Here is a 13,911-nt window from a genome sequence, read left to right as displayed (position 1 = left end):
TCCCTTACTGTCCATTTAACCATTTTTTAATTACTTTTGCAGTACCTTCTACATGTTCTTTCGTAGCTTCCTGCACTTGATCATCTAACGTTGGTTCTTTCGGTTCTTCTGGTTCCGGTGTTGGCTCTGGCACTATTTTTTCTTCAGGAAATTCCAGAATACTTTCATTACTTGCAGCAATTTCCTCTTCTGCTAAGTATTCTTCATATTCCTCTTCTTCTCTCTTTTTCTTACGTCTTGCTAAGAAGAACCATACTAGGCCAATTAGTGCTAACAAGCCAGCTGTAATTCCACCGAATAACCACCAATTCATACCACTTTTTTCTGGCTCTTTCTCTTTTTCAACTTTCGGCTGGTCGAACTGAACAGTTACAACGTTAACTTGACCGTTTGTAAAGTTTCCATTCGGATCAGCTTGAAGCCCAGCTGCTGTGCCAATCGCTTCTTTGAAAGTAGTCATATCAATTCTACGTTTTACTAACGTATCATTATCTACCCATACAACAACATTTGTTTTCGTTAATTCTGGATGTTTTTTAATTGTTTCAACTGTTTTATCTATTTCATAGTTTTCAATTTTGTTACCATTTTTATTATCGTAGACAACTTTACCGTTTTGATTATTGTTCGTACCGTAGTTTGGCACTTCACCGTTCGCTGTAATACCAGCACCTTGCTTCGTATCTGCTCCTTCTTGCGCAGTAGAGCTTTCCTCTTGCTCTTGTTTACTACGAAGTACACCTTTATCGCCATATTTTTCGGACTGACGTGTAACTTCATCGTAGTTTACAGACACTTTCGTATTCACTTTATATTCATTTGACTTAAACATCGTCATTAACGTTGCGTCAATATCTTGTTTTAATTTACCTTCAATTTGATGCTGCATCTCTACTTCTTTTTCATAAGAAGAGGAACTGTTAGAATGCGCTTCATCTGCTCCTTTTGAGATGATACCTTTTTTACTATCAATAACACTTACTTCTTCTGCTTTCACACCAGGAACTGCCGCACTAATCATTTGCTGTATACCAGCAACTTGATCAGCTGTTAATAATTGTCCACGCTTCACACCAACAGTAATCGCCGCTGTTCCTTTTGCTTTTTCTTCATCAAAAATTGTTTCTTTTTCAGGTAATGTAATTTGAACATTTGCCGTTTCAACCGTCGCAAAATTTCGTACAATATCTTGCTCCAATTGTTTTTTCGTACCGACAATTTGCTTCATTTTTTTATCTTGCTCACTTGACCCGAGCGAGCTTTCTAATAAAATTTCCTCGCCACTCTTAGAGTTAAACGGTAAGCCCATTCCATTCATTTCTTTTCGAACCCATGGAGCATCATTCTTTTGCACACGAATTGAACCATCGGCCGCTAATTGGTAATCGACACCTAACTTCGATAATTCTGCTGTAATCTCTTGCTTATCTGCATCATTTAAATTTTGATATACAACAACATATTTATCTGGCAAGGTGAAGTATAAAAGTGCTCCTGTTACAACCGCTAAAAGCGCAGCACCGATTACTAACTTATGCCACGTTTTTAACGATTGGATAACATTTTTTATCTTTTCCATTTAAACACACCCGTCCACTTTCCTAAATTTGCATATTAATTAGTGACTTATAATTTTCAATAAGATTATCACGTACGAGAGCAGCCGTTTTCATTTGAGATTCAGCTTTTTTTTGCTGTATTAAAACGTCATGTGTTTCTCCTACCCCTTTTGTTAATAAATCATATACTGCTGTTTGCGCATTATTTTGCGTTTGATTCATATCTTCCAATAAATCAATAAACTTTTTTCCCTCAGGTACAGATGTTTCCGAAGTTTTCGGTGCACCAATTGACTGAATTGCTCCAAATGGCTGTGTATGTAACATTGGTTGAATTTTCATATCCCTATCTTCCCCCTTATCCTCGTCCAATTTCTAAATCTTTATCGAGCATTTTTTTGTTCGCATTTAATACACTTGTATTTGCTTCATACATTTTTTGAGCAACCATAACATTCGTCATTTCAGCAGTTACATCAATATTTGGATAACGTACATATCCTTCTTCATTTGCGTGCGGATGCGTCGGATCATACACTAAGTTTTCCGTTTTGTCCGCTTCAATACTTTTTATTTTCACTCCGTTAGTAGGAGCCCCGTCTAACATACTTGCAAAACTATTATTTGATTCTAGCACCACACTACGACGATCATATAAATCTGCCCCCGGAGCCGCTGTCGTATTCGCATTTACAATATTGTTTGAAGTAACTTCCATCCACTTTCTCGCTGTCGTTAGTCCTGAGCCACTTGCATTCATTGCCTGAAACATCGTTGTCTCTCCTTCTACCTTTAACGTCCACGTGCCGCTTGGTTAATTGCATATTGTGTATTAATTGCATTAATTGAAATACCGTATAACTGATTTACTTTCATTAAATCTAGCATTTCTGTCGTTACATCCACACTATTTCCATCTTGATTCATTTGCATTGATTTCGTTTGAATCTTTGCATATGTATTTTTCATATTTACTGTCGGTAAGTGCATTTCATCCGTTTGATATAAATCTGGATTGCTCTTTAAATCAGCCGCATTGTTCTTATATAACGCACTACTCTTACTCATCTGCTCAGCAAATGTTACATCTTGTGCTTTATAGCCAGGCGTATTCGCATTTGCAATATTACTAGAAACAGTATTTCGTTTCGTCACTAAATAATTCATATAGTGGCTTACATCACTCACTAAATCTGGCATATTCCACACCCTTCCTTTTCTACCTTAATGATCCACTGATGGAAGTTTCACTTCATTATTTATTTTCTTATATGTGTTTATTAAAATATTAACTATTATGTACCCTTACATATTTTATTCCATTTTTCTATTGTTGTCTTTAGAAAAATACAAAAATATAAAAAAGAATACAAAAAAATGTATACACGTAGTAATCCATGAAATATTTCGATATATGAAATACAAATCAAAGTCAATTTTTATATTATTTAGATTACTTTCTCATTACAGGCATAAAGTGAAACCTCAATCAGCGGAACTCTTTATTTAAACAAGGAATGGATTCCCTTTTAAAAAGGGGAATCCGTTTCCATACTTTATCATTAATATTTACCATAAAATGAATTAGCTTTCATTCGCCCATCATTTTCCATAATCATTTCTTCCAAAATCTTTTGCTTATCTCGAATATGCTGCGCTGCCTTAATAATCCACGGGGTAACTTCCATTGCAACTTGCGTGCGCGTTTCTTCATCCAATGTCATCATCCAACGATTTAACATCTCACTTTTCTCAGCAAATTCTTCATCTGAAACCTGCAATTCACCGATTCCATTAAAACAACTGACAAACGTTCGATAAATATCATTGTTCATTTTCGAGCGCTCCACGGTAACCGTCTATTAAATCTTGTAACACATGTACAATCGCATCAATGTCTTTTGCTTCGCGCGTTACTTTCATCGTTTGAATTTGAATGCTAATCCAATCGTATAAACCGAATAGACTGTCATATAAATCTTTCGAAATATCAGGATTTAATTGAAGCTTCAGCTCTTCAAATATACGTTCTAACTTTTCAAGAAGGTCGTCTCCTTCTTGAAGTTTAAATGTACTTAAAAGTTCTTCTAATTTACGAAACTCTACGATACATCTTTCATAAATAAATATTGTATTTTTAATCGGATTACTCGTCATAATATCGTTTTGCATATAACGTTGCCATGCTTGCATATAATCACTTCCTCAGCTTTCATTAATCATCACTTTTTGTTTTTGTCATTGCTTTGATTGTCTGCAGCTGACTATCAAGCAATGCTAGCTGGCTTTCCAACTTTGCATATTTATCAATAATTGATTCTTGTTTTTTCTTATTAATTGTATCAATATCTTGAATTTTTCTCTCTAAATCAGTTACTTGCTTTTCAATACTTTTAGAGCGTTTTCCAATAATCCCTTCATCTCCAAAGATTCCCTCGAGCTTTTTATCTATATCATGACCAATGCCATTAAAACCAAAGAAAAATTGTTTTGTTGATTCTGGATTCTCTTTAAAAGCTATTTTCAATTTCTCTTCATCAAGAGTCATATTTCCTGTTTTATCAATTTGAATTCCAAAAGAAAATAAATACTTATCATCTTGGGAAAATCTAAAAATGCTTGTCATTGCATTACTTATAGCAAATGAAACATTATTCCCTTGCATTACTCCATTTTCACCAGAAAACAAATCTAAGCTTTTAACAGCGTTATTATACTCATCTTTCATTTTTTTGATTAAATCTATCGAATTTTTTATATCTGAATCTTCGATAGTTAATTTAATTGGCTCTGTAGTTACCTTTTCTAAGTTAATAGTTAATCCTGGAATTGTATCAATCTTATTCGTTTTACTAGTTCCTTTAATTCCATTTATTGTATATTCTGCATTTACTGCCCCTGTCACTTGATGTGCAATAGCATTCGTTCCATCCGTATTTTTCGCAGAAGTAACCAGTCCTATATTTTGTAAAAAGCCATTGGCACCATCCGTTAATTTCAGCTCTCCCTCTTTTCCTGCAATAGTAGATGTGAAAAATAGTTGATCCCCTAATGTGTATACGGATACACCATAATTTCCATTATTAATTTTATTGACAAGATCTTTATACGTCATATCTTCTGAAATTTTAACTTCTTTTCCATTTATATGAAATACATCATCTACTCCAAGCTTTAAATCTAAACTGAATTTTTGCTCCGTACCTTCAGGAGTTTTTGGGGGAGTAAGTGGAGCTGTAGTTATTTGATGCCTTTCTGCTACTCGCTCTACTGTAATTGTGTATGTTCCAGGAATTGCAGCAGCATCCGCCTGTGCTGTCATAAAACCATCTTTGGATAGAGTTGTTTTCTTTTCATCACCTTTAAATGTGTTTAAATCTTTGAATACTTGCACAAAATTTGCAAACTCTTTTTTCATGCTCGCATACACTTTGTTTTCATTTGTTAACGTTTGTTTTTGTGTAGTATATGGTGATTTTTTCATTTCCAATGCTTGTAACTCTAAATCTACTAACTTCTTTGTATCTATCATGTTATTTCCTAAATTCCATATTTGCTGTCTGTCACCATAATTAGATATTGTTCCTGCCATATTTTTCACTCCTTATCATTTACATGTAATCTAAAATACTCGTTTTACTCATCGTACTAACAGCTTTTAATGTTGCTTCGTACGTTGCGTTTATATAAGCTAAATCAGAAATTGCGACCGCTAAATCAACATCCTCAATTTCTTTACGGTTTTCTTGAAGTGCTACATTTTGCTCGCTTAAAATTGTTTTAAACGTCTCCATTGTGTTCATTGTCGAACCAACTTCAGTTGTACGATTAATGATGCCATCTAAGTTTTGCTTATTTCCTTCTAATAACGGTTTTAACGCTTTTGGGTCACCGTTTTGCATCGCTTCACTCATCTGTTTTAACGTTTTTATAACTGGGGATAATAATGCTTCTCCGTTACGGAACGCTTTGAATTCATAACCGTCATTTAGTTGCCAGTTCACATCATTTTTTCCACCTTGGTATGTACCATCTTCTGTAAACGGCGGCTTCTCTGCACTATCACCACCGAAAATATAACGGCCTTGCTCTTTCGTATTCGCTAAATATACAACTTGTTTTAAAATTTGATCAATTTCTACACCAATAGCCTTCAATTCTTTTTCACTATTTGTTCCATTTAATGCTTGTACTGTTAATTGATCTGCTCTTGTTAAAGATTTCAAAACACCTTGTAAAGTATTTTCAGTTTGTGTTAACACATTTTTCGAATCCGCTATATCTTTTTGCATTTGTTCCATATTTGCCAATGAATGTTGAATCGCAAACGATTTACTTGCTGCAAGTGGGTCTTCACTCATAAGAAGGTTTTTCTTCCCCGAAGTTACTTGATTTCGGTGATATTGCTGTTGCACGTTCAAATCCATTAACTGATTCTTTGCCCAGCTTGCATTTTGAAATGTAGATACTCTCATCTCTCTCTTCTCCTTTATCTATATTTGAATTGGCGTTAAGAAGAATCCACAGCTTCCTATCGCTATCCTCTTAACTCACTTAACCTACAACTATTTTATATTTCTAGTCTCACATCGATTGGGCCAATGATAGGCATTGAACGCCTCTACCATCCGTAGGTCCTCTTTCTAACCATAAAAAAGAGGGGATTTCTTTTCTAATTCACATTATCTAATAATCGAAAATAGACTATCAAACACTTCATTCATCGTAGTAATCGCTTTAGAGTTCGCCACGAAATATTTTTGGAAGGCCATTAAATTTACCATTTCCTCTTCCATATTTACCCCTTCGACGCTCATCTTCTCTTGCTGAATACCTTCTAATAAGTCTCCATGAATTTTTTGATAAGCATTCACTGCACTTTTATCAGAAGCTACACCTACTATGAATTGGTCTAATGCTTGTTTATTAGAAAGGCCTTCTTTATAATCGCCATCTGTAATTGCTGCTAGTTTATTTGCTGTTTCAGCAGATATTTTCATTTTCGAAATGTCTTTTGCAAATTCTGGATTTAATTTCATATCTTTCGCATAATCGCCAACGAAGAAATCTTTTCCCATCACTGTATTCACTTGATTTTTCACTGAACTCATTAAACCTTCAAGGTTTTTTTTATATTCAACAATCTTCACTTTCGTATCAATCGCTGATTTTATTGCCCCGCTAGTTACAGAGATTTCTGAACCGTAAATCTCAACTGACATTGGGTCTTTTTCTTTATTTAATTGAAGTGGATATGTATCTTGTCCATTTACTGTTAAAACACCATTCATTCTAACACTCGCGATATTAGGATTCATAGATTCATAAGATACTTCTATATTGGCATACTTAGACATCTCTGTAACGATGCGATCACGTTCGTCTAACAGTTGATTCGGTACTTGTGTGCCTGCTTGTCCAATTTTTTTATTCGCTTCTGCTAAACTTGCGGCAAGACGATTGAATTCATTAACATGTGCTTCAATATCTTCTGTCGTCTGTGCTTCCACTGTATCTAAGTTTTTCGCAAGACGATTTACTTGGCTTGTGAACTTCCCAGTTTCAGAAATTAATGTATCGTAGTAATTTGGTTGTTCTGGATTTTTTGCCACTTCACGAAAAGCATTAAAGAAGCCGTCCATTAAACTAGATAACGAATTCTTTCCCGTCGTCCCAACCATAGACTCTACTCGTGATAACGTTGAATTCATGTAATTATAGTAAGAGAGTTGTGATAATTGATCATTAAACTGTTTCGTCTTCACTTCATCAGTAATACGATCGACACCTAACGTTTGTACACCGTAACCAATTCTCTGTTCTGGCGTATGACCATTGCTTGCTCCAACAGATCCGTAATTCACCATTTGACGCACATAACCCGGTGTATGAATGTTAGACAAGTTTTGTTTCGTTGTTTGTAACCCCATTTGAGCCGCTAACATACCTGATAGCGGTGTATTATAATCAGATAATCTCATAAAGCTTCACTTCTCCTTTACAATAGTTCATTCATAAAGATTTGCGAATTATTGTTTCGCTCCAAATTATATTCAGAAACGGAATCCACAATACTTTCTGTAGTTTTTAATAGTACGTTTAAGTAATATTGATTTTTTAAAAGAATCATTTTTACATTCTCTTCTAATTCAACTACGTTTTTTTGTATTTTTTCCATTTTTTCAATTTCTTCATGGGAAAAATACGAAAATAATGCACTCACGCGAAATGGTTCAACACCCTTTTCTTTACAAAACTGAACAACCATTTCTTCAAATGCGCTCGATAATCCTTTTAAACCATCAATGTACTGCAATTGCTCTACTTGTAACTTTTGAACTGCATTTACATTTTTATGTTTTAAATTCTCATATATTTGTTCTCCAAGCGTTTGAATGTTTTCATATGCTTTTTGAATAATAACGAGCTTCTCATATAATTGTATGTACATATAGCTTCCTTCCTTTTACAAGACTAAATTTACAATTAAACCATGGATTTCTCCAATTTGATTTAACATTTCTAAATGTCCAGTTTTTGTATTAATTAAGTTCATCACATCTTCTAATTCATTTAATCCCATTTCTGCCTGTTTCACAATCGTCATTTTCTGTGAATAACCGTAACGCGGATGACGAGACATAACGTCTTTATATTGCAATACATTATCTACGTAAAAATTCAAAAATGATTTCACTGTATTTTTGTATTCCATGACATTATCAAGCGTTAATTCCATTTCAATTTTCTCTTTTATTTCTCCAATATTATCGACAAACGCTTCCATTTGTTCTAGCAATTTATCTTTTTTCGGATCTGCATGCAAATTATCCGAAAATGCAAGTCCTGTCCTGACATTTGCTTCTTTCGGCATTTGAGTAGCAGGCGGTATATGCGATAAAATTGGATTATGCGAGATAGAACGTAGCATATATATCACCTATTTATTTTTTTATTTCTTCCTAAACTTAATCGTAAAATCCAGTTATTTATAATTATACTCTGAACAGTAATATTTTGCAGTTATTTTTTATAAAAGATATGTTACAATTTAGCATGAGGTGGCACAATTCTATGAATATTTTTCTTTGTGGTTCAAATCAATTAACAGTATTAGATCAAGATGAAATTAAAAAATTTCTAACTGACTATGCTCACAAACATAAAATTTACATATTATGTTATAAATCTATCGAAAATGAAGTTCTTCGTTTTTTCATTGAAAACGAAAGACTCGCTCAAAATTTATGCCTTTACACGCTACAACCGTTACAAGCATTAACAGATGAATTTCAAGAAGTCGTTCATTACTTAAAAAAACACGGAGCCGAGTATGTTGCTTTTGATCATCCTTCCGACTCCATTTATCGATCAGATTTTATGTTTTTTGTAAAACAAATTATTGAAGATACCGATTTAGTTCTCTGTTTTTATAACGGGGACAAACATACATCTGTCATTCCCATTGACGTTGCAAAAGAAGCGGGTATTGATGCTGTTATTTATGATTTACCAGGTTTACATGAAAAACAGATGAAAAAAAGCTTTGAACAAAAAATTCGTATGATGTAAAGGGGGAGGCACAATATCGTTATTGTGCCCATTGTAAATATGATACTTGAACAAGATTATGATCATTTTATCGCGAGTTTTAAACAACAATACAATATGGATATCGCTTCGTATAAACAAGATAGAATGCGCCGTAGAATCGATGCTTTCATTTCAAGAAAAGGATTTGACAACTACGTAAATTTCTTAAATCATTTACGTACCGATCAAAATTTATTTTTAAGTTTTATAGACTATATTACAATTAACGTTTCAGAATTTTTCAGAAATAAAGAACGCTGGCAAACGTTAGAGACGAAAGCACTGCCAAAATTACTTGAACAAAATAATGGGAAATTAAAAATATGGAGTGCTGCTTGCGCTGCCGGTGAAGAACCATATACACTCTCTTTAATTTTATCAAAACATCTATCTCCATTTCGCTATGAAATTCAAGCAACGGATCTTGATTTTCATATTTTAGAAACTGCGAAACGCGGTCAATATACAGAACGTTCTTTAAAAGAATTACCTATCGATTTGAAAGAGCGTCATTTCACAAAAGAGAATGATACATATTCATTGCATCAAAACATTAAGCAAAACGTTTCGTTCAAACAACATGACCTCTTAATGCAGTCATTCGATACAAATTACGATTTAATTATATGTCGTAATGTAATGATTTACTTTACAGAAGAAGCAAGAGTAAAGCTTTATGAAAAGTTTAGTCGTTCTTTACGAAAAGGCGGTGTACTATTTGTTGGTAGTACAGAACAAATTTTAACACCCGAACGTTACAACCTTCAGCGTTTCGATACATTCTTCTATGAAAAAATATAAAGTGAAACTTTAATCAGCCCATACCAATCGGGCTTTTACGGGATTAAAAAGGTCGTCACAATGAAGTGACGACCTTTTTATATAACTCGAATTAAAATGATACCAACAATCCATATAAAGAGAAAAAGAAACGTCATAGACCATTTATGTTCTTGCATTGTATGTTTCAACGCCTGTGATAATTGTGTCATATTCATTTCTGCGAGCGCTCTCCATACACTGACATCCCGATCTTTTGCCGCGCGGTCTGTAACGCTAATTAAAATGGTTTCGTTAGACAACTTCGTTATATAAGCAGTAATAACCGTTACCATTAAATTTATATTTCCTTCTGAAGAATCACTCTCCACTCTAGAGATAAGTGCACTTACATCTAATAACGGAATATGTACCTTTCTACCAAATGATAGTTGTACTTCAGCGAAATCATATGTTCCATCTAATAAAGGAAGATCTTTTATATGCGCCTGCTTAACAAGTCCTTGTAAACTTCTAATTACTTGTTCAAATATTTTTTCTGTTTGCTTACCTTCTCCAGATAACGTATGTAACTTTTTAAAGAGTTGTAACACTGTATCCATCTCTTTAGAAAGTATTTCCTTCATAATCTTTCCATCGCCTAAACTTGCAAGTAAAATGCCTATTTCATTATTTTTCGAAATGATTTTAGACTGCCCACTAAACACTAAATTACTATACTTTCGTTCTTTCTGAATTTCATGTTCCGAAATAGCTGCAGGCTGTTTTAATGGTTGTAGCGTCTTATTTTCAACTGTCGTACGGTTAATTTCCATTTAAATGCCTCCACTACTACGAAATAATTAGTCCCATTCTTTATTACTCTTTAACACTAAAAATAGTACAAATAAACCTGACATAATAGTAAACACATTAGAAGCTTGTACTCCTTGTTCACTTCTTTCTTCTTTCTTATCTTCTGGCTCTGCTTTCTTTTTCGAAACGTCTTGCTTGTCATTATTACCTGTTTTCTCTTTTTGAGCCTTTACATTACTTACTTCCTTATTATCTGCCAATGGGTCTTTTATAACGTGAGGGAATTCCTCTTTCTCTTTCAATGTTTCTTGTATAAACTCATTTACTTTCTCGTCTTGCTTCGGAATTTGAACAACTGGAAGTTTTTCTTCTGGAAGCACGATCTCTACTTTCGAATCTTCTTGCTTACTAATTTCTTTCTTATCTTCTACTTTATTTTCATTCTCTTGCTCTTCTGTTTTTTTATCATCTTCCATTTTTTGTCCCAAAACAGAAACGATATATTCACTTTCCGCAACAAGTTTATTGCCTGCAGCATCCACTATTTCTACAAATAGTTTATATTGTCCATTTGGCAAGGCATCAGTTAGTTCAAATACTTTTTGCCAATCCATGTCACGCTTGTTGTAGTCTAATAAAAAGGGAATTTCTTTATCATCTTTCCCTTTTAATGTAACGCGCACTTCTTTCACAGCAGATTCTACATCGGTAGCTTTCACTCGTATATGTATAGAATCTCCCTGTTTCCGTTCAATTAAGTTCTCTTTTGCTTCATCAATAGTAACTTTATGTAACTTCGGCAATTCTTTATCTATAGTTGGTGTTTCATTTCCAATACGAACGAGCGGGATTTTCACTTCATTTTCTATGAGCTCTTCCTTCTCATTTTCTTTGTAACTTTGAACGAGATGAAGGTTCCAATTACCTTGTAAATCAAAACTCTCGACTTTATAGTTAGCAATCCATCGCTTCGTTTCTTCATCATACTCAAAAGATAGCATTCTTTCTTGTGCATACTGCTCGCCATTTCTTTGTAACTGCAATATACCTTTCATACTTTGAATGTCTTTCTCGTTTGGTTCTACAGTAATCCGCATTTCTTCGCCAACTTTTAGCTCTGGCTTATTTACTGTAATAACACCTTGATCCGTTTCTATCTTTCTTTCGCTCTTTTGTTCATTCGTCACTTCTTTTTGTTCATCTTCACCTTGATTTATTTCTACTTGCTCTGGCTGTTCTTGAAGTTTCTTATTTTCTTCTATTACTTCCAATTTATTTATTTTTTGCTCTGGCTCAATTTGTTCTTCCGCCTGACTTTGCAGGGGGAAGAACAAGCACACATGTATACATAGCCAACTCATTAGAAAAAACTTTACGTTTTTCATCTACTCGTTCAAACTCCTATTTCAACGCCTTATAGCGATTTCGTCACTTTTACTCCGAAAAACCCATCTACATTTACAAGTTCACCATATGCCACTAATACATCATTCACATAAATTCGAATCGGTTCATCAATATCTTCATCTAGTACAACCGCTTCATTTTCTTGTAAACTTAATATATCTTGAATGGTTTTCACAGTACTTCCAAATACAAATTTCACGTTCATTTCTACATTTTGTAAAATGGATGTATCCATATATACTGGTTCAATCTGTTTTACTTCTTTAAATTCAATAGGTTGTACAACTGGTGCCGCAATTTCTTCCTCTTCAATTTCTTCCGGGGTAATCTCTTCTTGCTCTTCCACCATTGGATACAGAAGTCTTCTTACCATTTCTTTCGCTTCTGAAATGGGTAAAATTTGATACATTTTCGATTGAAGAAGATCGCCAATTTCAAGATTGAACGTAATTTGAACGAGTTCGTCCACTTCCATCGACTCTCCCAAGTATTCCATTTCTTCTTTTAACGTTACAAATTTGACATTTGGCGGCGTCATGTCCATTTTTTCTTGAAACATTTCCGACATCGCTGTTGCAGCATGCCCCATCATTTGGTTCATGATCTCTTTAATACCGCTTAGTTCTAATTCACTAAGCTCTTTTTCCGGATCAACTTCCCCTGTTCCCATCATCATTAAATCTACCATTGTTAAGGCAACATCTTTCGTAAATACGAATACGTTCTCATTCTTTAGCCCTTCAACAAAGTCGACATTTAAAATGACAAATGGCACTGGTACTCCATCATAATGACGAACATTAATCGCCTCTACATTTGGTGTACTAATCGTGACTGGCTGATTTAAAAGCGTTGATAATACCGTTGAAGCTGAACCGATTGAAATGTTCGCAATTTCACCGAGTACATCTTTCTCTTCTTGTGTTAAATGCTCTTTTTCAACATGTTCCTCTACAATCTCAGTTTCAACCAGTTCCGCCGGTTCATCTCTTTCTTCTACTTCACCAGATAATTGTAGTAATTTATTTATCATTCGTTTCGCATGTTCCACCGAAACAATTTGTACAAGTTTAGAGTTTACAAGATTATCTATTTTTAGATCGAACGATACTTTAACTATTGTGTTATTTCCAGTTATTTCAGAGATTTTCTCCATCTCTTCTGATAGCTTTACGACTTTAATTGTCGGCGGAGACATATCTACTGTATCTTGGAAGAATTCCGACATAGATGTAGCTGCGAATCCCATCATTTGATTCATCGCTTCTTGTACAGCACTTAGCTCTAATTCACCAAGTTCTTTTCCTTCTTCCACTTCACCTGTCCCCATCATCATTAAATCAGCAATTGATAGTGCAACATCTTGCTTAAGAACAAGAAGGTTTTCCATATCTAATCCTTTTGTAAAATGAATATTTAACACAACATGTGGAACTTCAACATCACTTGTATCATATAAATCTACCAATTCTACACGAGGAGCAGTAATGTTTACTTGCCTATTTAAAATTGTTGATAATACAGTCGAAGCTGAACCAAATGATATATTTGCGATTTCGCCAAGAATATCGCATTCTTGAGGTGTTAAATGCTCATTTTCTTTTTCTAGCACAATTGTGCTCGTTTCCCCGTTTGTGTGTTGCTCAGGCATTTTCCCTGCCTCCTCATTTCTGTTTTTCTATCAAATGATATAAAGTGACACTTTAATCAGTGGGACTTCTATCCATTCCTCACTGATTATTAACCCGCAACTAGCAGGATAAACTCTCAACTTATT

16 protein-coding genes are annotated in these 13,911 nt (G+C 34.3%); 2 read left to right on the top strand and 14 right to left on the bottom strand.

The window, feature by feature from the left end; genetic code table 11:
• Positions 1-4 precede the first annotated feature (4 nt).
• The 11 genes from fliF to DPQ31_RS08260 all read right to left on the bottom strand — a co-directional run bounded on the left by fliF (position 5) and on the right by DPQ31_RS08260 (position 8,490).
• Positions 5-1,579, bottom strand: a complete 1,575-nt coding sequence (gene fliF / locus DPQ31_RS08310; RefSeq protein WP_199632294.1) for a flagellar basal-body MS-ring/collar protein FliF — start codon at positions 1,577-1,579, stop codon at positions 5-7.
• A 22-nt stretch (positions 1,580-1,601) separates the two neighbouring features.
• Positions 1,602-1,901, bottom strand: coding sequence for a flagellar hook-basal body complex protein FliE (gene fliE / locus DPQ31_RS08305; protein WP_079519207.1), 300 nt, complete (start codon positions 1,899-1,901; stop codon positions 1,602-1,604).
• A gap of 16 nt (positions 1,902-1,917) precedes the next feature.
• The gene (gene flgC, locus DPQ31_RS08300) at positions 1,918-2,331 is read right to left on the bottom strand and encodes a flagellar basal body rod protein FlgC (RefSeq protein WP_199632295.1); all 414 of its coding nucleotides are present in this window, start codon (positions 2,329-2,331) and stop codon (positions 1,918-1,920) included.
• 20 nt (positions 2,332-2,351) lie between these two features.
• Positions 2,352-2,759, bottom strand: a complete 408-nt coding sequence (flgB, locus tag DPQ31_RS08295; protein ID WP_208731767.1) for a flagellar basal body rod protein FlgB — start codon at positions 2,757-2,759, stop codon at positions 2,352-2,354.
• A gap of 362 nt (positions 2,760-3,121) precedes the next feature.
• A complete protein-coding gene (locus DPQ31_RS08290) occupies positions 3,122-3,394 on the bottom strand; it encodes a flagellar biosynthesis protein FlgG (protein WP_097881648.1) in 273 nt (90 codons plus the stop codon).
• Entirely contained in the window at positions 3,384-3,752 is a 369-nt protein-coding gene (fliS, locus tag DPQ31_RS08285) for a flagellar export chaperone FliS (protein ID WP_199632297.1), read from the bottom strand. The genes DPQ31_RS08290 and fliS overlap by 11 nt, the downstream gene beginning before the upstream one ends.
• A gap of 22 nt (positions 3,753-3,774) precedes the next feature.
• Complete coding sequence (locus DPQ31_RS08280) at positions 3,775-5,151, bottom strand: flagellar hook-associated protein 2 (protein WP_208731766.1); 1,377 nt, start codon at positions 5,149-5,151, stop codon at positions 3,775-3,777.
• Positions 5,152-5,170: 19 nt separating this feature from the next.
• Positions 5,171-6,034: a flagellar hook-associated protein 3 gene (locus tag DPQ31_RS08275; protein ID WP_098688842.1), complete on the bottom strand. Its 864-nt coding sequence runs from the start codon at positions 6,032-6,034 to the stop codon at positions 5,171-5,173.
• Positions 6,035-6,241: 207 nt separating this feature from the next.
• Entirely contained in the window at positions 6,242-7,540 is a 1,299-nt protein-coding gene (gene flgK, locus DPQ31_RS08270; protein WP_208731765.1) for a flagellar hook-associated protein FlgK, read from the bottom strand.
• A 17-nt stretch (positions 7,541-7,557) separates the two neighbouring features.
• The gene (locus tag DPQ31_RS08265) at positions 7,558-8,010 is read right to left on the bottom strand and encodes a hypothetical protein (protein ID WP_208731764.1); all 453 of its coding nucleotides are present in this window, start codon (positions 8,008-8,010) and stop codon (positions 7,558-7,560) included.
• A gap of 15 nt (positions 8,011-8,025) precedes the next feature.
• Entirely contained in the window at positions 8,026-8,490 is a 465-nt protein-coding gene (locus tag DPQ31_RS08260; RefSeq protein ID WP_000946323.1) for a YaaR family protein, read from the bottom strand.
• Positions 8,491-8,633: 143 nt separating this feature from the next.
• On the opposite strand from DPQ31_RS08260, the gene DPQ31_RS08255 reads away from it, so the two are divergent.
• Both DPQ31_RS08255 and DPQ31_RS08250 read left to right on the top strand, forming a co-directional pair.
• Positions 8,634-9,131, top strand: a complete 498-nt coding sequence (locus tag DPQ31_RS08255; RefSeq protein ID WP_208731763.1) for a flagellar motor switch protein FliG — start codon at positions 8,634-8,636, stop codon at positions 9,129-9,131.
• A gap of 39 nt (positions 9,132-9,170) precedes the next feature.
• Entirely contained in the window at positions 9,171-9,953 is a 783-nt protein-coding gene (locus DPQ31_RS08250; RefSeq protein ID WP_141490642.1) for a CheR family methyltransferase, read from the top strand.
• A gap of 77 nt (positions 9,954-10,030) precedes the next feature.
• Here DPQ31_RS08250 and DPQ31_RS08245 read toward each other — a convergent pair whose 3' ends face one another.
• The 3 genes from DPQ31_RS08245 to DPQ31_RS08235 are packed head-to-tail and all read right to left on the bottom strand — an operon-like array spanning position 10,031 to position 13,785.
• Positions 10,031-10,747: a hypothetical protein gene (locus tag DPQ31_RS08245; protein WP_208731762.1), complete on the bottom strand. Its 717-nt coding sequence runs from the start codon at positions 10,745-10,747 to the stop codon at positions 10,031-10,033.
• A 27-nt stretch (positions 10,748-10,774) separates the two neighbouring features.
• Positions 10,775-12,112, bottom strand: coding sequence for an Ig-like domain-containing protein (locus tag DPQ31_RS08240; protein ID WP_208731761.1), 1,338 nt, complete (start codon positions 12,110-12,112; stop codon positions 10,775-10,777).
• A 29-nt stretch (positions 12,113-12,141) separates the two neighbouring features.
• Complete coding sequence (locus tag DPQ31_RS08235) at positions 12,142-13,785, bottom strand: flagellar motor switch protein (protein ID WP_098158018.1); 1,644 nt, start codon at positions 13,783-13,785, stop codon at positions 12,142-12,144.
• Positions 13,786-13,911: the final 126 nt, after the last annotated feature.

It is taken from the genome of Bacillus sp. COPE52 (genome assembly GCF_003355115.1).
Taxonomy (GTDB): Bacteria; Bacillota; Bacilli; order Bacillales; family Bacillaceae_G; genus Bacillus_A; species Bacillus_A toyonensis.
Note: the sequence above shows the minus strand (reverse complement) of the source record. Positions and strands in the feature narration are given on the sequence as shown.